23 protein-coding genes and 2 pseudogenes are annotated in these 20,278 nt (G+C 69.1%); 19 read left to right on the top strand and 6 right to left on the bottom strand.

Going from position 1 to position 20,278, the window contains the following annotated elements:
• Window positions 1-284 precede the first annotated feature (284 nt).
• The 5 genes and pseudogenes from AC5WRL_RS04690 to AC5WRL_RS04670 all read right to left on the bottom strand — a co-directional run bounded on the left by AC5WRL_RS04690 (window position 285) and on the right by AC5WRL_RS04670 (window position 3,610).
• Window positions 285-782: an NUDIX hydrolase gene (locus tag AC5WRL_RS04690; RefSeq protein ID WP_496086992.1), complete on the bottom strand. Its 498-nt coding sequence runs from the start codon at window positions 780-782 to the stop codon at window positions 285-287.
• A 270-nt stretch (window positions 783-1,052) separates the two neighbouring features.
• Window positions 1,053-1,178 (bottom strand): annotated as a pseudogene (locus tag AC5WRL_RS04685) (IS630 family transposase); the annotation flags it as partial.
• 182 nt (window positions 1,179-1,360) lie between these two features.
• The gene (locus tag AC5WRL_RS04680) at window positions 1,361-2,140 is read right to left on the bottom strand and encodes a hypothetical protein (RefSeq protein WP_496086991.1); all 780 of its coding nucleotides are present in this window, start codon (window positions 2,138-2,140) and stop codon (window positions 1,361-1,363) included.
• A gap of 185 nt (window positions 2,141-2,325) precedes the next feature.
• A complete protein-coding gene (locus tag AC5WRL_RS04675; RefSeq protein ID WP_496086990.1) occupies window positions 2,326-2,682 on the bottom strand; it encodes a hypothetical protein in 357 nt (118 codons plus the stop codon).
• A 112-nt stretch (window positions 2,683-2,794) separates the two neighbouring features.
• Window positions 2,795-3,610 carry a hypothetical protein gene (locus AC5WRL_RS04670; RefSeq protein WP_496086989.1) on the bottom strand — a complete coding sequence of 272 codons (816 nt, stop codon included), beginning with the start codon at window positions 3,608-3,610 and terminating at the stop codon, window positions 2,795-2,797.
• Window positions 3,611-4,024: 414 nt separating this feature from the next.
• Between AC5WRL_RS04670 and AC5WRL_RS04665 the strand changes: the two are divergent.
• A pseudogene (locus tag AC5WRL_RS04665) lies at window positions 4,025-4,888 on the top strand (IS5 family transposase).
• Between the two features lie 15 nt (window positions 4,889-4,903).
• On the opposite strand, the gene AC5WRL_RS04660 reads toward AC5WRL_RS04665, so the two are convergent.
• Window positions 4,904-5,554 (bottom strand): TIGR03085 family metal-binding protein, encoded by a 651-nt coding sequence (locus AC5WRL_RS04660; RefSeq protein ID WP_496086988.1) that lies wholly within the window; start codon window positions 5,552-5,554, stop codon window positions 4,904-4,906.
• A 68-nt stretch (window positions 5,555-5,622) separates the two neighbouring features.
• Between AC5WRL_RS04660 and hisI the strand changes: the two genes are divergently transcribed.
• The 18 genes from hisI (at window position 5,623) to AC5WRL_RS04570 (ending at window position 20,126) form a co-directional block, all read left to right on the top strand.
• Window positions 5,623-5,988 carry a phosphoribosyl-AMP cyclohydrolase gene (gene hisI, locus AC5WRL_RS04655; protein WP_496086987.1) on the top strand — a complete coding sequence of 122 codons (366 nt, stop codon included), beginning with the start codon at window positions 5,623-5,625 and terminating at the stop codon, window positions 5,986-5,988.
• A gap of 24 nt (window positions 5,989-6,012) precedes the next feature.
• Complete coding sequence (locus AC5WRL_RS04650; RefSeq protein WP_496086986.1) at window positions 6,013-7,542, top strand: anthranilate synthase component I; 1,530 nt, start codon at window positions 6,013-6,015, stop codon at window positions 7,540-7,542.
• Window positions 7,539-8,177 (top strand): TIGR02234 family membrane protein, encoded by a 639-nt coding sequence (locus AC5WRL_RS04645; RefSeq protein WP_496086985.1) that lies wholly within the window; start codon window positions 7,539-7,541, stop codon window positions 8,175-8,177. Before AC5WRL_RS04650 ends, AC5WRL_RS04645 begins: the two co-directional genes overlap by 4 nt.
• 104 nt (window positions 8,178-8,281) lie before the next feature.
• Window positions 8,282-8,563 carry an HGxxPAAW family protein gene (locus AC5WRL_RS04640; RefSeq protein ID WP_496086984.1) on the top strand — a complete coding sequence of 94 codons (282 nt, stop codon included), beginning with the start codon at window positions 8,282-8,284 and terminating at the stop codon, window positions 8,561-8,563.
• Window positions 8,564-8,653: 90 nt separating this feature from the next.
• On the top strand, window positions 8,654-9,115 hold the full coding sequence (locus AC5WRL_RS04635) for a DUF2752 domain-containing protein (RefSeq protein ID WP_496086983.1): 462 nt from the start codon (window positions 8,654-8,656) through the stop codon (window positions 9,113-9,115).
• Between the two features lie 84 nt (window positions 9,116-9,199).
• The gene (trpC, locus tag AC5WRL_RS04630; protein WP_496086982.1) at window positions 9,200-10,006 is read left to right on the top strand and encodes an indole-3-glycerol phosphate synthase TrpC; all 807 of its coding nucleotides are present in this window, start codon (window positions 9,200-9,202) and stop codon (window positions 10,004-10,006) included.
• A gap of 5 nt (window positions 10,007-10,011) precedes the next feature.
• Entirely contained in the window at window positions 10,012-10,209 is a 198-nt protein-coding gene (gene trpM, locus AC5WRL_RS04625; RefSeq protein ID WP_496086981.1) for a tryptophan biosynthesis modulator TrpM, read from the top strand.
• A 370-nt stretch (window positions 10,210-10,579) separates the two neighbouring features.
• Entirely contained in the window at window positions 10,580-11,824 is a 1,245-nt protein-coding gene (gene trpB / locus AC5WRL_RS04620; RefSeq protein WP_496086980.1) for a tryptophan synthase subunit beta, read from the top strand.
• Window positions 11,821-12,639, top strand: a complete 819-nt coding sequence (trpA, locus tag AC5WRL_RS04615) for a tryptophan synthase subunit alpha (protein ID WP_496086979.1) — start codon at window positions 11,821-11,823, stop codon at window positions 12,637-12,639. Before trpB ends, trpA begins: the two co-directional genes overlap by 4 nt.
• 78 nt (window positions 12,640-12,717) lie before the next feature.
• Window positions 12,718-13,911: a DUF1266 domain-containing protein gene (locus AC5WRL_RS04610; RefSeq protein WP_496086978.1), complete on the top strand. Its 1,194-nt coding sequence runs from the start codon at window positions 12,718-12,720 to the stop codon at window positions 13,909-13,911.
• Between the two features lie 81 nt (window positions 13,912-13,992).
• A complete protein-coding gene (locus tag AC5WRL_RS04605; protein ID WP_496087516.1) occupies window positions 13,993-14,697 on the top strand; it encodes a DsbA family protein in 705 nt (234 codons plus the stop codon).
• 146 nt (window positions 14,698-14,843) lie between these two features.
• Complete coding sequence (locus AC5WRL_RS04600) at window positions 14,844-16,157, top strand: RHS repeat domain-containing protein (RefSeq protein WP_496086977.1); 1,314 nt, start codon at window positions 14,844-14,846, stop codon at window positions 16,155-16,157.
• A gap of 35 nt (window positions 16,158-16,192) precedes the next feature.
• Window positions 16,193-16,687 (top strand): DNA/RNA non-specific endonuclease, encoded by a 495-nt coding sequence (locus AC5WRL_RS04595; RefSeq protein WP_496086976.1) that lies wholly within the window; start codon window positions 16,193-16,195, stop codon window positions 16,685-16,687.
• Window positions 16,688-16,706: 19 nt separating this feature from the next.
• A complete protein-coding gene (locus tag AC5WRL_RS04590; RefSeq protein WP_496086975.1) occupies window positions 16,707-17,315 on the top strand; it encodes an SMI1/KNR4 family protein in 609 nt (202 codons plus the stop codon).
• 295 nt (window positions 17,316-17,610) lie between these two features.
• Entirely contained in the window at window positions 17,611-17,832 is a 222-nt protein-coding gene (locus AC5WRL_RS04585) for a hypothetical protein (RefSeq protein ID WP_496086974.1), read from the top strand.
• Window positions 17,833-17,853: 21 nt separating this feature from the next.
• The gene (locus AC5WRL_RS04580) at window positions 17,854-18,339 is read left to right on the top strand and encodes a hypothetical protein (RefSeq protein ID WP_496086973.1); all 486 of its coding nucleotides are present in this window, start codon (window positions 17,854-17,856) and stop codon (window positions 18,337-18,339) included.
• A gap of 132 nt (window positions 18,340-18,471) precedes the next feature.
• Window positions 18,472-19,428, top strand: a complete 957-nt coding sequence (gene lgt / locus AC5WRL_RS04575) for a prolipoprotein diacylglyceryl transferase (RefSeq protein WP_496086972.1) — start codon at window positions 18,472-18,474, stop codon at window positions 19,426-19,428.
• On the top strand, window positions 19,425-20,126 hold the full coding sequence (locus AC5WRL_RS04570) for a VIT1/CCC1 transporter family protein (protein ID WP_496086971.1): 702 nt from the start codon (window positions 19,425-19,427) through the stop codon (window positions 20,124-20,126). The genes lgt and AC5WRL_RS04570 overlap by 4 nt, the downstream gene beginning before the upstream one ends.
• The last annotated feature ends 152 nt before the right edge of the window (window positions 20,127-20,278 follow it).

Raw genomic sequence — 20,278 nt, 5'->3', positions numbered from 1 at the left:
AGCAGGGCGCGGCCCCTGCCTCGGGGACGGCCTCGGCCGCGTGGGCGCCTTGGGGTGGGTGTAGCAGCACTTCCGCCCATCATCACTCCTATGTGGTGGGTGGTACGGGACACGTGCGGGGGCGTGGTGGCACGCGAACGAATCTGAATCGATTCATTAGACATGCGCACGACACGATGCAAGCACTTGCTGATTCGCGGGGAGTGTTGCCAACCGGTAACCGGGCTGTCAAGACGTCTGCACGGATTCACACGCGAGCCAACATGACCGCGCAGGTGGCGCCGTCAGGACGGGACGATCCCCAGCGCCCTGGCGGCCACCTCGTACACCAACCGGTCCTCGGGAGCCCGGTTCTCCTTCAACTCATCCAGCGTCTCCGGGCCGAACCAGCCGTACCGCGGATGCTTGGACCACTCAAGACGCGGCGCGGACAGATCACCGTCCACCTCGACCACGTAATCCGCCTCGTGCCGCGGCCCCAGACCGTCGTCGCCCTCCCAGGTCAGCACCCCGAGATACCGGCGCACCCGGCGCACCCGCCAGCCGGTCTCCTCGGCCACCTCGCGGACGAGGGCCGCCAGCAGGGTCTCGCCGGGCTCGACATGGCCGCCGATCAGATCCCAGGTGTCCGGGAACAACCGCCGGTGAACGGACCGGCGCTGGGCGAAGACCTCCCCCCGCGCATTGAGCACCACCGCCCCGACGACCCACAGCTCACCCACCCCGGGCTCGGGGAACCCAACGCCCGCATCGATCCGTACGGAAGCGGTGCCATCAGTCATTCCACCACCCTGGAACGTACGGCACACGGTCGCGCCGGACGACGCAGAGTATGCGCCTTGCCACGCATCACCATTGACCTCAGCGAGGACGACATCGCCGCGCTGCCCGCCGAGGCCGCCGAGCGACGCGTCCCCCTCCGCCGGCCGGCACACGACCCCCTGGCCACCAAGGTGGCGAGGGGAACGGCTCAAGCGTCGGTTCACCGACGGCACCGTGCGCGCACCGGAGCAACGCGCCGGGTTCGAGCGTGGGTTTCCCGGAGACAGGACCTAGTCTTCTGAGTCAGGAATTCTGTTCAGATATGAGGCGAGGCGTTCGAGGATGTCGTCCGCGGTTTTGGTCCAGATGTAGGGCTTCGGGTTGGTGTTCCATGCGGCGATCCAGGAGTGGATGTCTTTCTTGTCGACGGCTTGATCCGGCGCACCAGGCCTGGCCAATCGGCTCTCTGGCCAGTTGTCAATGGCCGCGAAAGCCTCGTCCTGTATGCGCTGGGCGTCACTTCCTTGCGCCGAGGACGCTACCGCGAGCACCTGCAACGACCTGACGAACCTAGTCGCCGCGTCCATGCCGTCGCCGGTCACGCCGGATCGCCCATTCCCTCAAGTGGCCCTTCAGTGTCCAGGCGGGTTTCCACGTCATTGATGATGGTCCAGCATTCCAACCCGTATGGCCAGAGCTTGGTTAGGTGGGCACGGGCTTCGGCCGGGTCTAGGAAGATAAACGCGACGCTGTCGATCGGCTGTTCTGGACCGAGTACGTTGTCCCGGCGTGCGGCGCAAGCGTCGAGCATCTCCATTGGCTGAACTGTCCGTCCCAGCACCACGATCTTCAGCACACGACGGGTTTCGTCGTAGAAGCCTTTAAGTTCGTTCTCGTAGAAGTGTGGTCTCGGCAGGAATCCGCCCTCATCCGAGTAACCCATTCTGTGATGTGCCGGCCGCGCCTGGGCAAGAGCCGCCGCAGCGTCCAGATCTAGATCGTGGAACTGCACCAGCGTCGTATCGTTCGGCCCCCGCCGAAGGGTCCACGGCCCGGTGTCCAGCCAGCGACGGGAGACCAAGGAGCGATGACCCTGTCCACGGAATGCGCAGGCCCAGCCGTGGGGATAGTGTTCGCCTCCAAACCCCGGAGCCCAATAGCTCTCCCTGGTCTGCCATTCCCTGTACTGGCTTCGGAACGAAGCGATCTCAAACGGATACTCGCTCAGCACGTCGACGAGTTGGTCTGGACTGTCGTCGAAGTCGAATGCCACCTTGACCAGCTTGTTCGCGACAATGGTGAGGTAACGGTCGGAGCCCTCCCCGAAGAAGGCCGCAATGGTGTCGGTGGCACCAGCATGCCGGTCGATCCAGTCCATCGAAGGTACGACCGTGCGCGAGTCGACCGTGACTCTCCGCGGGAGCTCATCCGGGAACCATCGCATCCGCAGGCCATGCGCTATGTCAGTAATGTCGGGACCGGAAAGTGCCATTCCAATGCGCCCCACCGTCATCCTCAACCTCCGCCAGTTGGCGTACCCCGTGTCGCGGGTTGGTCACCAAGCTACTCACTCAGTGTCGCACCACCGCAGCCCGGGGGACGCAACGATCCTATATCTTGCGAGAAATCAAGCCCGGAATTTGCACCGATTGTCACAGGCTCCCCACTTGCGTTGAATATTTCGAGCTCAAGATTGAGCCCCTCACGCGCCCCGAGAAAATTGAGCAGCCATTCAGAATTCGCACGAAATCCCGCAGGATTAAGAAGCGAGTAAATTGCTCGGTTTATACGACGAGTTGCCTCATCACTTAGAGGGATCCTGTGGTTAATCATGTTTACGAGGTCTTCGAGTTGCCCCTCAAGCTTTCCCTTGTCCACATCCGTGATGTTCTTGATTTCCCTGATGGTGTTCCCGTCCACCAAGTCGATCCGACGCTCCGTGCTCAGGCTGAAGCCAAGCTGCTCAGCCTGCTGGGGAGTTACGGAAACCTGAGGCGTTGCGCCCTGTGCGTACCGATGCGCATACCATGCCTCACCCAAACTTCCCGTGTCCCCACTGTCCAGATTCCGGCATTGCCTCCAGCATCTCCGCATGACTCAGCTTCTCGGCCAATGCCTTGACATAGTCCTCCTTCACTCTGCTTCTTACGGTCCTGTGAGTCAGGTTCCCCGGCTTGTCGTGCATCGCCCTGAATCCAGGGCACCCATTGACGAACTTATCCACAGTGGTAAATAGTCCATGCCGCTTCAGGGCCTCGATAAACTTTCCGAACGGCTTGGTCGGATCGCTTCCTCCCAGCTGATCAAATGCATCTTCCTTTGAAGTGTTGGGACCGAATCTCGACTCAGGCTTCCTGGCACTCTGGGGCTGCGCATCAACAATGACACCCTTTACGTTCGGGTCGGCGGCAGGAACGTACCAACGCCTCGGAGAGCTTGAATCGGTATAGACAAGTTCCAGCGGCTTGCCAGGGCTCATTCTCCAATGGTGGCCTGGTGGCGGATCTCCCAAGCCAAGCCTTCCGGCTTCTTGTTGGCCTGCGCTCGTGGACCCAGCGGCGACGTAGCCGACACCGGGGTCGAGGTCCATCTCCCTGAGGGTGTTGGCGTGGGTTTCGACCTGGGAGATGAGGGAGTTGAGCTCGGCTTCGAGTTCAGCGCGGGAGACGGGATCGGCATCGGCATAGGCGCGGGCGCGGTCGGCAATGATGTCGGGGAGTTTGCGCAGTTCAAGCTCGGCTTCCCAGGCGCGGGAGCCGACCGGGGGTGCGCCGTGGATACCGACCCATTCGCCTGCCTGGCCAAGCAGTTGGCGCAGACGACCCGAGAGGCCGCCGTAGCGCAGCATGGTCCGGGCGGTGGGGGCGTACAGGCGAATGTCGGTAGGGGTGGCGGAGGGGCCAGCGGCCAAGCGGACATTGGTGACGAGGCCGTCGGCGTCCTGGTCGTAGTGGACGCGTACGGTGCGGCCGGGCAGTTCCGGGTCGATCGTGACGTCGACCCGGTTGGCCAGAGAGCCCAGGGCGTTGCGGAGTTCGGCTTCGACACCGTCCTGGTCGCGTGGCCGTACCGGACCGTCCGCGCTGCCGGTGCCGCCGCTCGGGTCGATGTCAGTGACGTCCCAGGAAGTGGCGCCGTCGGGGCCACGACGAGGCTGAGGGCTCCCTCCGCTCCCAGGACTGCCCCTTCCAGGCGTCGGGCCGGAGACATCCGGTTTGGGAACGGAGGGAGTGCCCGGGCTAGGCAGTTTCGTTTGGATCAGTTGGTCGTTGGTCCGGGTGTGCCGTTGACTGATGCGCAGTGGGCGCGGATCGAGCCGTTGCTCCCGGGCCGGACGCCGAAGCGGGGTGGCCGCTGGCGTGACCGTCGTGAGGTGATCGATGCGATCGCCTTCAAGTTCCGGACCGGCACGCAGTGGGTCCACCTGCCGGAGAAGTACGGTAACTGGCGAGGGGTCTGCAACCGGCTGCGGATGTGGGCCGTCGACGGCACGTGGGAGCGGGTGTTCACCGCTTTGGTGGCGCAGGCCGACGCGGACGAGGACCTCAACTGGGCCGTCCCGGTCGATTCCACGATCGTGCGGGCCGACCAGCACGCGGCCGGAGCCCGTAAGAAGGGGCTCCGGCAGGCGAGCCGCCCGACCGTGTCATCGGCCGCTCCCGCGGTGGACTGACCACAAAGATCCACCTTGCCGCCGATGCCCGCTGCCGGCCCCTCGCGTTCGTCCTCACCGCGGGCCGGGCCGGTGATGCACCCGCCTTCACCGAGGTCATGGCCCGCCTGCGCGTTCCCCGTCCGCGCGGCCGGCCCCGCACCAGGCCGGACGTGGTCCTGGCCGACAAGGCGTACTCCTCCCGCGCGCACCTGCGCGCACCTGCGCAAACGCGGCATCCAAGCCGTAATCCCCGTCCCCGCAGACCAGCGCAGCCACCGGCTCCGTCGAGGCAGCCGAGGCGGCAGGCCACCGGCATCCGACCGCGAGACCTACAAACAGCGCAACACCATCGAACGCTGCATCAACCGCCTGAAGCAGTGACGAGGCATCGCCACCCGCTACGAGAAGACCGCCACCATCTACCTGGCCGGACTCCACATCGCAGGCATCTTCCTCTGGTCCGCCCGATGATCCAAACGAAACCGCCTAGCCGCCCAGGCCCAGCTTCGCGCCGCCGGCCGCCTTCACCGCCGCCTCGTCGCCGTCCAGGGTCACCTTCGCCGCGCGCTGACGGCCCGACGCGAACAGCAGCAGCTCGCCGGGGTCGCCGGTCACCGTCACCACCGGGGTGCCCTTGTGCGCCACCACCGTCTGGCCGTTCGGCCGGCGCAGCACCAGGCCCACCGGGCTCTTGCGGCCCATCAGCCGCGCCGTCGACTCCAGCCGCTTCCACAGCGCGTCGGCGAACACCGGGTCCAGCTCGCGCGGCTCCCACTCCGCGCCCGCCCCCGCCCCCGCCCGGCGGACGTCCTCGGCGTGGATGAAGAACTCCACCGTGTTCGCCGCCTCGTCGATCGGCTTCAGCGAGAACGGCGAGGTACGCCCCGGGCCCGACCGGATCAGTTCCAGCAGCTCGGCGTACGGCTTCGCGGCGAACTCCGTGCGGATGTTCTCCCCGCGCGCCGCCAGCGGCTTGATCACCATGCCCGCCGCCGCGTCCGGGCGGCGCTCCCGCACCACCACGTGCGCCGCCAGATCACGCGTGTTCCAGCCGTCGCACAGCGTCGGGGCATCGGGCCCGGCCTCTTCCAACAGGTCCGCGAGCACCAGTCGTTCACGTTTGGCATGGGTAGACATGCCCTCCAGAGTAGGCGGCCCCCGCGCAAGCCGCCCAGCCACCGCGCCGCGCCCGGCACAATGGGAGTATGGCCCGCACCGCATCCGCCCTCGATCCCGCCGTCGCCGCCCGCCTCAAGCGCACCGCCGACGGCCTGGTCCCCGCCATCGCCCAGCAGTACGACACCGGCGAGGTGCTCATGCTCGGCTGGATGGACGACGAGGCCCTGCACCGTACGCTCACCACCGGCCGCTGCACGTACTGGTCCCGCAGCCGCCGCGCCTACTGGGTCAAGGGCGACACCTCGGGACACCACCAGCACGTCAAGTCCGTCGCCCTCGACTGCGACGGCGACACCCTGCTGGTGAAGGTCGACCAGGTCGGCGCCGCCTGCCACACCGGCGACCGCACCTGCTTCGACGCGGGCCCGCTGCCCGTCAGCGGTGGGCAGTAGCGTCACGGGCTAGGCTCACCAGCCATGACGCAGCAGCCGCAGCAGCAGGTGCACCGGGCAACGCCGGACCTCGACCGCTTCCGGATCCTGGCCAAGGACCGCAGAGTCATCCCGGTCACCCGCCGGCTGCTCGCGGACGGCGACACCCCGATCGCCCTCTATCGCAAGCTCGCCGCCGAACGCACCGGCACCTTCCTCCTCGAATCGGCCGAGAACGGCCGCACCTGGTCCCGCTACTCCTTCATCGGGGTCCGCAGCGCCGCCACCCTGACCGTCCGGGACGGTGCGGCCCACTGGCTGGGCACCCCACCCGTCGGCGTCCCCACCGGCGGCGACCCGCTGGACGCCCTGCGCGCCACCCTCGCCGCGCTGCACACCCCGCGCGAGCCGGGGCTGCCGCCCTTCACCGGCGGCATGGTCGGCTACCTCGGGTACGACGTGGTCCGCCGCCTGGAGCGGATCGGCGAGCACACCCGCGACGAGCTGGGCCTGCCCGAGCTGACCATGCTGCTCGCCTCCGACCTCGCCGTCCTGGACCACCGCGACGGCACGGTCCTCCTCATCGCCAACGCCATCAACCACAACGACCGCGCCAGCGGCGTCGACGAGGCGTACACGGACGCCGTGGCCCGCCTCGACGCGATGACCGCCGACCTCGCCCGCCCCGTCCCCGCGCAGGCCGTGCCGCTGCCGCCCTCCGAGCTCCCCCCGTACACCGCGCACTGGGGCGGCGCCGACTACCGCGCCGCCGTCGAGGACGTCAAGGAGCACATCCGGGCCGGCGACGCCTTCCAGGTGGTGCCCTCGCAGCGCTTCGAGACCCCGTGCGAGGCGAGCGCCCTCGACGTCTACCGGGTGCTGCGCGCCACCAACCCCAGCCCGTACATGTACCTCTTCCGCCTCGACGGCTTCGACATCGTCGGCTCCAGCCCCGAGGCCCTGGTCAAGGTCGAGGACGGCCGCGCCATGGTGCACCCCATCGCCGGCACCCGGCCGCGCGGCGCCACCCCGCAGCAGGACGCCGACCTCGGTACGGAACTGCTCGCCGACCCCAAGGAGCGCGCCGAGCACCTGATGCTCGTCGACCTCGGCCGCAACGACCTGGGCCGGGTCTGCGCCCCCGGCAGTGTCGAGGTGATCGACTTCATGACGGTGGAGCGCTACAGCCACGTCATGCACATCGTCTCCACCGTCACCGGCACGCTCGCCACCGGCCGTACCGCCTTCGACGCGCTCACCGCCTGCTTCCCGGCGGGCACCCTGTCCGGGGCCCCGAAGCCGCGCGCGCTCCAGATCATCGAGGAACTGGAGCCGGTACGGCGCGGCCTGTACGGCGGCTGCGTCGGCTATCTCGACTTCGCCGGCGACGCCGACACCGCCATCGCCATCCGCACCGCCCTGCTGCGCGACGGCACGGCGTACGTCCAGGCCGGCGCCGGTGTGGTGGCCGACTCCGACCCGGCCGCCGAGGACACCGAGTGCCGTAACAAGGCGGCGGCGGTTCTCAGGGCGGTCGGCACCGCCGCGAAGCTGCGCGGTAGCGTGGAGCGGTGACTCGTGAGCCGGCCAGCAGCAGCCCCACCCGTGCCCCGCGCCGCGCGCTCGGCGCGGCGCTGCTCAGCGGCGCCGCCGGGGCCGCCATCGTTCTGATCGCCGCGGGGCAGACCTGGGGCGAGGCCGTGGCGAGCCAGTCCGGGTTCGGTGCCGGCGAACTGCCCGTCGCGGCGAGCGGCAGCGCCGTCTCCGGGCTGCCGAGCGCGTTGGCGCTGGTCGGCCTCGCGTCGCTGGTCGCGGTGTTCGCGGTACGCCGTACGGGGCGGGTGATCGTGGCCACGGTGCTGGCGCTCAGCGGGGCGGGCGCGATCGGCGCGGCGCTGGTCGGCGCGTCCGACACCAAGGCATTGGAGCGGGCGGCGGCCGACACGCTGGGGCTGACCGAGGCGGCGGTGACCGGCGTGAGCCACAGCGGCTGGCCGTGGCTGTCGGCGCTGGGCGGGCTGCTGCTGCTGATCGCGGGGCTGCTGGCGCTCAGTTACGGGCGGCAGTGGCCGGCGATGTCCGGGCGGTACGAGCGGGCGGAGCGCGGCGCCGAACGCGGCGATCGGCGCGGGCGGCGTACCACCACCGACCCGGACCGGCCCGAGGACATCTGGAAGGCCCTGGACCGGGGCGAGGATCCGACGACCTAGGACAGGTCCCCCCGGGACCAAGGGCCTCATCCGGTCGCGGGGGAGGGCCTGACACAATGACGGGTGGGCATACCCCACACCTGAGAATCACAAGGAGCATGCGCATGGCGGGCCACGACGACCACGGAAACACCCCGGCCGCCTGGACCGGTGTCATCATCATGATCGCCGCCTCGATCGTGGGCAGTTACTTCATGGTCACGGGTCAGCCCTTCGTGGGCCTCGGGGCGTGGGTCGCCCTGTCCGCCGTCGGCGTCGTCGCCGGGCTGATCCTGCGGGCGATGGGCCTGGGCAAGCAGCCCCAGAAGCTGCCGGCGCAGCGCACCGCCCCGGCGGCCGAGCGCACCGACGAGCCGGCCCCGGAGCCGGTCGCCTCCGGCAGCTGACCGCACCGATACCCGTGCACGGCGCGGCACCGATCCCCCGATCGGCGCCGCGCCGTTGCGCGTGCGCGGTGCCGCCCGGAAGCTGAGCGAGTGCCGGCATCAGCACCTACCGCGCGTACCGCGCGTACCGCGCGTACCGCCCGAAGCGCCCGTACGAGACTGCGGCGGGCCGCCGCCCCGCTCGCCGCGCTGGGTACGGCCGGGGCCGCCTGGGCGGTGGTCGCGGCGGTGGACCCCGGCGCGCCCGGCAACCCGTACCCCGCCTGCCCGCTGCCCGCCCTCACCGGCTGGGACTGCCCCGGCTGCGGCGGCCTGCGCGCCGCCCACGCCCTGGCCCACGGGCGGCCGGCCGAGGCACTGGGCGCGAACCTCCTCGTGGTGGTGGCCGCGCTCGTCCTCGGCGCGGCGATGCTGTGGTGGCTGGTACGGGAACTGCGCGGCAGGCCGGCCGAACCGCCGGCGCTGGGCGCGCCGTACCGCTGGGCCCTGCTGGGCGTGGTCGCGGCGTTCACTGTGCTGCGCAATCTGCCGCTGCCCCTGCCTGGGGCGTAACCTCTGCCCCAGGCCCGATACCATCGGTGGTATCCGATGCGATCGGTTTTCGATCCTCGATCCCTTACGACAGGAGGCCGCCGCGTGAGTGTGCTCGATGAGATCATCGACGGAGTGCGCGCCGACCTCGCCGAACGGCAGGCCCGGGTCAGCCTCGACGAGCTCAAGCAGCGCGCGGCGAAGGCGCCGCAGGCCAGGGACGGCGTCGCCGCCCTGCGCGGCGACGGGGTGCGGGTGATCTGCGAGGTCAAGCGCTCCAGCCCGTCCAAGGGCGCGCTGGCCGCGATCGCCGACCCGGCCGGGCTCGCCGCCGACTACGAGGCGGGCGGCGCGGCCGTGATCTCCGTCCTGACGGAGGAGCGGCGGTTCGGCGGCTCGCTGGCCGACCTGGAGGCGGTCCGCGCCAAGGTCGACATCCCGGTGCTGCGCAAGGACTTCGTTGTCACCTCCTACCAGCTGTGGGAGGCGCGGGCGTACGGTGCGGACCTGGTGCTGCTGATCGTGGCCGCGCTGGAGCAGGACGCTCTGGTGTCGCTGGTGGAGCGGGCCGAGTCGATCGGTCTGACGCCGCTGGTGGAGGCCCACGACGAGGAAGAGGCGGAGCGGGCGGTGGCCGCCGGCGCGAAGATCGTCGGGGTGAACGCGCGCAACCTGAAGACGCTGGAGGTCGACCGGGGCACCTTCGCCCGGGTCGCCCCGGAAATCCCCGATCATCTGATCAAGGTCGCCGAGTCGGGGGTGCGCGGTCCGCACGACCTGATCGCGTACGCGAACGAAGGAGCCGACGCCGTACTGGTCGGCGAGTCGCTGGTGACCGGCCGCGACCCGCGTACGGCGGTGGCCGACCTGGTGGCGGCGGGGGAGCACCCGGCGCTGCGGCACGGGCGCTGACCACGATGCACGCCGCCGCCGCGAAGGACTTCCCCCGGCTGGTGCGGGGCGCCGCCCCGCGCGGCTGCCGCGCGCCGGCGCGGCGGATCCTGGGGCGGCGGGTGCGGTACCACATCGGCAGTGAGCCGGGCCAGATCAGCGGCCGGCGATGGCCGGGCCGCACGGAGCAGGGGCCGAGGGCTGCGCGCGGCCAGGTCATCTGATTTTTTGGATCTTCGTGGATCGGGTCTTGTCTCTCTCCCCCCGGCCTTCGCGGCCCCACGAAGATCCGGAAGAGCCGACCCGGGCGGCGCGGCACACCGTGATCAGCGTGGGCACCTCACGCCCCGCCGCACGCGGATCGGCCGCGCCGACGCGCCGTCGATCCTGATACGTCACTGACGAGCCGGCCGTGCGGCCTGCCGTACGGGCGACGGCTCCAGGCGTGGTCCGGAACCGCGGTGGCGTGGGCGATTCCGCCCGGCGCCCGCCGCTGCCCCTGCCTCCGCCCCTGCCTTCTTCGGTTCGTCCGTCTCTTCGTCTGTTCGTCGATCCATCGATCCAACGATCCATCCACACCCGGAGGGCTCACACATGTCCGACGCGTACTTCCATCCCGACCCGCAAGGGGCGGTCCCCGACGCCGGGGGGTACTTCGGGGCCTTCGGCGGCACTTTTATCCCCGAGGCGCTGCGCGCCGCCGTGGAGGAGGTGGCCGCCGAGTACGAGAAGGCCAAGGCCGACCCCGCCTTCGCCACCGAGCTGAACGACCTGCTGGTGGACTACACCGGCCGCCCCTCGCCGCTGACCGAGGTGCCCCGGTTCGCCGAGCACGCCGGCGGAGCCCGGATCTTCCTCAAGCGCGAGGACCTCAACCACACCGGCTCGCACAAGATCAACAACGTGCTGGGGCAGGCCCTGCTCACCCGCCGGATGGGCAAGACCCGGGTCATCGCCGAGACCGGCGCCGGCCAGCACGGGGTGGCCACCGCCACCGCCTGCGCGCTGTTCGGCCTCGACTGCACCATCTACATGGGCGAGATCGACACCGAGCGCCAGGCGCTCAACGTCGCCCGGATGCGCATCCTGGGCGCCGAGGTGATCCCGGTGCGCTCCGGCAGCCGCACCCTCAAGGACGCCATCAACGAGGCGTTCCGCGACTGGGTCGCCAACGTCGACTCCACCCACTACCTCTTCGGCACCGTCGCCGGCCCGCACCCCTTCCCCGCCCTGGTGCGCGACTTCCACCGCGTCATCGGGGTCGAGGCCCGCCGGCAGATCCTGGAACGTACGGGGCGGCTCCCGGACGCCCTGGCCGCCTGCGTGGGCGGCGGCTCCAACGCCATCGGGCTGTTCCACGCGTTCATCCCGGACGCCGGCGTCCGGCTGGTCGGCCTGGAGGCCGCCGGGCACGGCGTCGAGTCCGGCGAGCACGCCGCGACCCTGACCGCCGGCGAGCCCGGCATCCTGCACGGCTCCCGCTCGTACGTCCTCCAGGACGACGAGGGGCAGATCACCGAGCCGTACTCGATCTCCGCCGGCCTGGACTACCCGGGCATCGGCCCCGAGCACGCGTACCTCAAGGACAGCGGACGCGGCGAGTACCGTCCCATCACCGACGACCAGGCGATGCGCGCCCTGCGGCTGCTGTCCCGTACCGAGGGCATCATCCCGGCCATCGAGAGCGCCCACGCGCTCGCCGGCGCCCTCGACCTGGGGCGCGAGCTGGGCCCCGAGGGCCTGATCCTGGTCAATCTCTCCGGCCGGGGCGACAAGGACATGGACACCGCCGCCCGCTACTTCGGGCTCTACGACGACACCGAGGGAGCAACGGCATGACGGGCAATCTGGACCTGCTCAGCACCACCCTGGCCACCGCCCGTACCGCCGACCGGGCCGCGCTGATCGGCTACCTGCCGGCCGGCTTCCCCACCGTCGACGGCGGCATCCGCGCCGCGATCGCCATGGTGGAGGGCGGCTGCGACGTCATCGAGATCGGGCTGCCGCACAGCGACCCGGTCCTGGACGGCCCGGTCATCCAGACCGCCGACGACATCGCGCTGCGCGGCGGGGTCCGGATCGAGGGCGTGCTGCGTACGGTCCGCGAGGTGTACGAGGCCACCGGGGCGCCGGTGCTGTGCATGACGTACTGGAACCCGGTGGACCGGTACGGCGTCGAGCGGTTCGCCGCGGAGCTGGCGGCGGCCGGCGGGGCGGGCTGCATCCTTCCCGACCTGCCGGTGGAGGAGTCGGAGGGGTGGCGCAAGGCGGCCCAGCAACACGGCCTGGCCACCGTGTTCGTGGTCGCGCCCAGCAGCAGGGACGCCAGGCTGGCCACCATCACGGCGGCGGGCAGCGGCTTCGTGTACGCGGCCTCGCTGATGGGGGTCACCGGCACCCGGGAGTCGGTGGGGCAGGAGGCGGCCGGGCTGGTGCGCCGCACCCGTGCCACCACCGAACTGCCGGTGTGCGTGGGGCTCGGCGTGTCCAACGCCGCGCAGGCGGCCGAGGTCGCCTCGTTCGCGGACGGGGTGATCGTCGGCACGGCGTTCGTGAAGGCGCTGCTGGCCCACGAGGGCGACGAGCCGGCCGGTCTGGACGCGGTGCGCGCGCTGGCCGGGCAACTGGCCGCCGGGGTACGGCGCGCGGGCTGATTCCCGGCGGGCCCGGCCGCCCCGTACCGCACGGCGCGGGGACGGCCGGGCCCGATAGGGTCTGGGCCCATGGGGAGTATGGGGGCCACACCACAGGGGCCTTGGCAGCCGCCGACCACGGTGGAGGCGGGCCTGTACGCGGCCGGGATGAACGGCGACTGGCCGGCGTTCTTCGATGTGCTGGCCGGCACCGATCTGTTCTTTCCGATGTCGCGGGAGGTGGTGGACGCGGTGCCCGGCGGGTTCCGCTTCGCGCCGTTCCGCGATCCGCAGGTGGACGGGCTGTGCGTGGCCGTCTTCACCCGCGGGATGCTGCCGCCGCCGGCCGGCGGGCAGGTCTTCGAGCGCGGCAACCTGGGGCCGCTGGCCAAGGCATGGCCCAAGACGGTGCGCTGGCTTGCGGTGAACCCGGGGACGCCGGTGGAGACGTTCGTACCGGCCGATCCGCGGCAGTGGAAGCGGCACGCCAAGCGGGCCCGCCAGGAGCCGCGGCTGAAAACGCTGTGGACCGGGCCGCGTACCGACGCCATGGCGCACGGCATGGCCTGCGGGGCGCTGCTGCTCGTCAACAACGGCACGCTGTGGAACCAGCTGGGCTGGCAGAACGGCGGCTACTCCGAAACCCGTGACCTGCTGAAGACCTGGTGGGGGATCACCGGGCGGGAGGGCTGGCTGGAGGCGTCGGAGGGGCTGCTGCGCGGCGAGATGTCGCCGCCGGCCTGGGAGTTCTGTCTGCGGGTGCGGCAGGCGCTGATCCAGGAGTACGGGACGGCGCCGGGCGCGGTGAAGTGGCGGGAGACGGCCGAGCGGGTGCTGCTGGCGCGTACCGCCGAGGTGGTCGACAAGACGGGCCGGCCGCCGAAGTTCGACCTGGACGCGGACATCACGCTGGCGCAGGAGCTGATCGGGCGCATCCTGCGGTACGAGGCGCGGTTCCGGGCGGACGGCATTCTGGCGGCGGACGCCTCCGTACGATCCGTGCTGGCCTGGGACTTCGGGCGGGCGTCGTTCATGGCGCGGGACGGGCTGGGGGCGCGCTACTGCGACACGCACGAGGCACAGACGGCCCTGTTGCGGGCGGGTGCGGCGGCGCGGCAGGTGTACCGCTCGTGGCCGGAGTTCGCGGCCGGGTACATCCTGGGGCGCTGTCTGCACTTCGACGACGAGAAGTTCGGCGACTGGTACCGGGAGATGCTGGAGGTGCACCGCATCCTCAGTACGGAGCCGGAGAGTCCGTGGCTGACGGTGCCCTGGGAGACGGTCGACGGCTGACCGTGTCCTGCGGGCGGGTGGTTCGTTGGCTCAGGCGTGAGCCAGAAGAACCGTGACGGAAAAGGCAGGGCCCGCGATCGGATGCGGGAGGAGCGCGAGCGCGAGAAGGCCGCCGAGCGGCGGATGCGCACGCTGAAGGTCGGCGGGGCGGCGGCCGGGATCCTCGCCGTGGCCGCCGTCGTGGGGGTGCTGGCGGCCAACTCGGGCAGCGGCGGCGGCAACGACGGCCCGCCGGCGGAGCCGATCACGGTGGGCGTCGCGTCGGCGCCGGCCACGCTGACCGTGTACGAGGACTTCCGCTGCCCGGCGTGCGGGCAGTTCGAGAACGGCTTCCGGGACGTGATCCACGAGCTGACGGACGCCGGGAAGCTCAAGGCGGAGTACCACCTGGTCACGATCATCGACGGCAACATCCGCGGCGACGGCTCGAAGAACGCGGCGAACGCCGCCCAGTGCGCCAACGACCAGGGGAAGTTCCCGGCGTACCACGATGTGCTCTTCGAGAACCAACCGGCGGAGTCGGACGACGCGTTCGCGGCCAAGAACCATCTGATCGACCTGGCCGGCAAGGTCGACGGCCTGGACAACGACCAGTTCCGCACCTGTGTGAACGACGGCACCCACGACGACTGGGTGAGCCGCAGCAACGCCGACTTCATGAGCTCCGGCTACAACGCCACCCCCACCATCCTCCTCAACGGCGACAACATCTACGGCAACCCCTCCGAACCCCTGACCCCCGACACCCTCCGCGACCGCGTCAACCAACTGGCGGGCGGTTCCTAGAAGTCGATCACCATCCGGTCTCAACCCGCGGGCTATAACCGCACATGAGACGATCTTTCCTCTGACGGCGCGAGCCTGTCCGCCGTGACCCCCTTGCGAAGAGATCGTGAAGACCACAGTCCGTCCCCCACGGCTGTACGTTTCCCGTGGGGGGCTTCTGTGCGCCGCGCTCGGCCGCCGGGCACACCGTCCGGGCCGACTGCACCACCGCAGGTGACGTGCTGGCGGTGACCAATCGGGCGGGGGAGAGCGACACCTTCCGCTATGACGCGTTCGGCCGCCGGACCGGGACCGTAGACGCGACCGGGCGGCGCGGGGCGACGGCGTACAACGCGCTGGGGCTGGTGGTGCGCACGGAGGAGTACGGCACCGGAGAAACGATCCTGCGCAGCACCTCGGCCACCTATGACGCCGAGGGCAACCAACGGACGGTCACCAGCGCGACCGGCGTCACGACCACCTACCGTCATGACGCCCTGGGGCGGCTGATCGAACAGTCGGAGCCGGTGGCCGAGAACAGCGCCATCACCACCAGCTTCGGCTACGACGCGGCGAGACACCGCCCCCGGACCACGGACGGGCGGGGCAATTCCACCCACTACACCTACACCCCGTGGGGCCTGCCGGAATCGGTGACCGAGCCCGTCACCGAGTCCCATCCGGACGCCTCGGACCGCACCTGGACCACCCTCTACGACGCTGCGGGTCAGGACGTGCGGCAGTTGCTCCCCGGCGGGGTGGAACGGAACCGTACGTACGACGGCCTCGGCCGGCTGGTGCAGCCCTCGGTCGGCTACCAGTCCGGCTGGACCGACCCCGACAGCGGCGACGTCAACATGGCCGCCCGCTGGCACCAACCCGGCACCGGCACCTTCTCCTCCCGCGACACCTGGACCCTCCCCCCAACCCCCTCGGGCAACATCAACTCCTACGCCTACATCAACGCCTCCCCCCTGAACGGCACGGACCTCAGCGGCCACTGTTTCTGGGATGCGTGCGTCGCGGAGGGATACGGATCCGCACCCGCACTCATCACTGGCGAACAGCATCAGGGCCCAGGCCGTGGCCCAGGCCAGTGCGGCCTCGGCTGCGGCAGCGGCTGCCGAGGCCAGATTCATGTGGAACGCACTGTGGCAGCGGAGCCCGAGGAGTGGTCCCGGAGTCTCCCTTCCGGTTGCAGGTGGCCCCAGGGGCGCGGGCGGCGGTGGCGGTGGCGGCGGGAGCTTCCGTGGGGTGGATACAGCAGGCAGAGGGTCAACCGCCACTCGACCCAAGCCTCCGCCACCCCCGGCGAATCCCAACTGCGGCCCCAACCCGCCGTCTGCTCCTGCGCAAACCCCGGCCAGTCCCCACTGGGACCCCAGCGCGGGAATCTGGGTCCTGGCGAAGGGCTGGGATCTCATTATCACCCTGTCGGGGTTCCTCAACTCCTTGTCAGGCGCACCGTTCACGCCAGGTAGTTCGGAAGATATCTCGGGAGGAAGGGTCGGACCGGATGCGACCCCTGAAATCCGATGTCGAAAAATCACCCCGTCCTCCCGGTTGTCAATGGGCCGTTAATTATGCATGGTTCCTGAAGATTCTTCCGCGAGATAACATCAATAACTGCCATCTTCTCGGAAAGCAGCTGGATGGATCAGGAACAGATCTGGAGAATCTTGTAACCTGCACCCGGGTGGCAAACGCGATCAAGGGCGGCGATGATGGAATCAGAAGAAACATGCTGACGTTCGAAAATCGAGTGAGGGATGCCTTGCGGGACGATCGAGTTGTGCATTATTCCGTTGCGCCCTACTATATTGGCGACAGGACGGTTCCTGTGGCTATTGGAATCACTGCGACCGGATTCCATGAAGACGGAAGGGGTGGGATTCAGATAAATTCCCTTGTCCCTAATATTGTGCGTAGCGGGAACGGTTCCTGGAAGAACATGGGGCTGGTGACCGACCCAAGGAGCGGGCAGGCGGTCCCGGTTGGGTCGATGCCTTGAGGTCGACAATGGATGTCATATGATCAATATCAGCGATTACATGAGAAATGTCGACGGCCACCATTTCCAGGGCGTGGATACGAACTGGGGTGAAGTCGAGCGAATCTGGAAAACCGGGTTTCCGGATGATTATGTTCAGTTCATGGGCGCATATGGAGAGGGGGCTTTCGAAGACTTCTTGAGCATTTACTCCCCCATGTCGGTGTTTCCTTCTGGGCAGGGGAACATCATGGAGGATGAAAGCGCGACCGCTCGGCACACGTGGCTGATGTCTGGTGGTGGGGATCGGCCGGGCGGAGTCGTGGAAAGTTCCTTGATTGCATGGGGGGTAGATTCCAGCGCTGATCTCCTCTGCTGGGACTCTTCCGATAAAGACCCTAATCGCTGGCCGGTTGTGATATTTGGGAGACAGAAATATCCTGCTTGGAGTGTGTACAAGTGCGGGATGACAGAATTTCTAGTCGCCTCTTTCCTCCGGAAATTTGACGAGAATCCTTTGAGCGAAGGGAGCCTTTGGGGGAATCGCTTTCCAAGGTTCTTGAGCAGGGCCGAGGAGGAGCGTGCCCGTGCTGAAGGAATCGATCCGTGGACAGGAGAGGCGGATCCGTACTTTGGAATGTTTGGATAGTCGCAGCAATCTCCTGGAATTGACTGGGATCGTCACCTATGCCGATCTGGTCGATTCGCTGAGGTCCCGGCGTTGGGCAGCGGGGATCCGGGGGGCCTTTTATGCCCTGATGGTGGCCACCGTGGCGGCTTTGGGTGGATTATTGGGTTCGCGCATGCCGATTCCCCTGAGCCGGATCTCATGGCGTACGTTGCCATCTCCGGTGGTGCCGTGCTCAGTGGAAAGGATGTGTCCCGGGGGCAGTTGTGGTTCTCGGGCGTGACAGAACAGACGTAAGGGCCGGCTCCTGATCAGGGTGGGAGAGGGCGAGATCGAGGTCGCGGAGCGGGATGTGGTGATCCGCTTCGCGGTGGAGATGTTTCCCTTTTCCCGGGAGGCCCGGCGCTCCTTTGTGGTCTTTGCTTCGCGACGGCCGTTCTGCGGTGTGCTGGTGATTCCCAAGAGATTTGCCGTGGAAGATGCCGATGTGGATCGGCTTCGGGAATTGCTGAGTGGGACGCGGAAGCCGCTCAGGTGAGGAAGGGTGCGTGTGGTGGGGATGGGTGAGGGGCAGAAGTGGGAGCCCGAGGGGTGGCGGACCGGGCCCGCTTGGTGGAAGGGGTGGGGGGACGGGGTCGAGGGGATCGAGGTGCCCGAGGCCGGGGCGGTCGGGGGGATGTCCGCCGAGGCGGTCGCCGGGAGTCTTGAGCTGGCGCGGGAGTTTCTGATCGGCACCGACCTCGACCCCGACGTGCTCGCCGGGGCGGTGCCGGCCGACGCGCTCGCGCTTCTCGACCCGCTGTCCGGCGTGCCCGGCGACCTGGAGAGCGCTCTGGCGGAGCCCACCGTGGAGAACGATCCCACGATGGTCTTCAGCCGGTTCGATCCCGAGTGGGCGAAGGTGTTGGGAGACGCTGTGGCTCACCGAATGGATGGCCTACCTGGGGAACCACGACTGCACCCGCGTCGACGGCTATCTCAGCCCGATGTTCGACTCCCAGCTGCGCGCCTCCTCGCCCAGTGGCCCCGAAACGGATCCCTATGACAGAAGTGGTGACATCCCCGAAGGATGGGGCGTGACGTCACGCATCTGAGTGTGCGCTCAGTGTGATCTCGGTCGGGAATCCCGGGCGTGGATTCCCGGCCGGGGGTCCGGCGCGGTAGCGTCGGGGGCACCATGGAGATCCTTGCCTCTATTCCCAGCCCAGGCACCAGTGAGGTCCATCTCGGGCCGCTGCCCCTGCGTGGCTATGCCCTGTGCATCATCATCGGTGTCTTCGTCGCCATCTGGCTCGGCGGGAAGCGCTGGGTCGCCCGGGGAGGGCAGCCCGGGACCGTCGCCGACATCGCCGTGTGGGCGGTGCCCTTCGGTCTGGTCGGTGCCCGGCTGTATCACGTGATCACCGACTATCAGCTGTACTTCGGTGAGGGCCGCGACTGGGTGAACGCGTTCAAGATCTGGGACGGCGGTATCGGCATCTGGGGTGCCATCGCCGGTGGCGCGGTCGGCGCCTGGATCGCGTGCCGGCGGCGCGGGATCGCGCTGCCGGTGTTCGCCGACGCGGTGGCGCCGGGGATCGCGTTCGCGCAGGCGATCGGCCGGTGGGGCAACTGGTTCAACCAGGAGCTGTACGGGAAGCCCACCGATCTGCCCTGGGCTCTGAAGATCGACAACGGCATCGACGTCGGCACCTTCCACCCCACCTTCCTGTACGAGTCGCTGTGGTGCGTGGGCGTGGGTGTGCTGGTGATCTGGGCGGACCGGCGGTTCACGCTCGGACACGGCCGGGCGTTCGCGCTCTATGTGGCCGCGTACACCGTCGGCCGGTTCTGGACCGAGTATCTGCGGATCGACGAGGCCCATGAGGTGCTGGGGCTGCGGCTGAACAACTGGACCGCCGTCGTGGTCTTCCTCGGCGCTGTGACCTACCTGGTGCTCTCCGCCAAGCGGCGGCCCGGCCGCGAGGAGAACATCGAGCCGCAGGCTGCCGAGGAGCAGCAGCAGGAGGCGGAAGCCCCCGCCGAGGACAAGGCCGAGGACAAGGCCGAGGGTGAGTCGGCTGCCGCCAAGGACAGCGGCGACGGTGAGCCGGGGGACGGGACCGACAAGGCCGGAGCCGCTTCCGCGTCATGACGTCCGCCGAGGCCCATCACCGGCACCGCGATGTGAGCGGGGGCTGGCTGCGTCCCACGGTCTTCGGGGCCATGGACGGGCTGGTCTCCAATCTCGGGCTGATCAGCGGTGTCGTCGGGTCCTCGGCGTCCTCCCACACCATCGCCATCGCCGGCATGGCGGGCCTGGCCGCCGGCGCGTTCTCCATGGCGGCCGGGGAGTACACCTCGGTCGCCTCGCAGCGCGAGCTGGCGCTCGCCGAGATCGACGTCGAGCGGCGCGAGCTGGCCCGCAATCCCGTCGATGAGCTGGCCGAGCTGACCGAGGTCTATGTACGGCGCGGGGTGGAGCCGGAGCTGGCCCGCGAGGTCGCCCGGCAGCTGTCCCGGGATCCGGACCAGGCGCTGGAGATCCACAGCCGGGAGGAGCTGGGCGTGGGCCCGGCCGATCTGGCGTCGCCGCTGGTCGCGGCGGTCTCCTCGTTCGGTTCGTTCGCGCTGGGCGCCCTGCTGCCGGTGCTGCCCTATCTGCTGGGCGGTACGGCGTTCTGGCCGGGCGCCCTGCTGGCGCTGGCCGGGCTGTTTCTGTGCGGTGCCGTCGTGTCGCGGGTGACGGCCCGTTCCTGGTGGTACAGCGGGCTGCGCCAGCTGCTGCTGGGGGCCGGGGCGGCGGCGCTGACGTACGGGATCGGATCGCTTTTGAGTACCGCGATCGGTTGAGCTGATCGCCGGGAATATACCGGATGTCCGTGCACGCTATGTACTCAGCGGCGTGCTCATGGGTGAGCTTTGTTTCCGGAGGGTTTCAGCTCGTGTCCTGCGGGCATGAGCATGCAAGTCCAGCAGCAGTGACATATCCGCCAATTCCCCGG

This window comes from Streptomyces sp. NTD107 (genome assembly GCF_059510435.1).
This window is presented reverse-complemented; position numbering and strand designations above follow the sequence as displayed.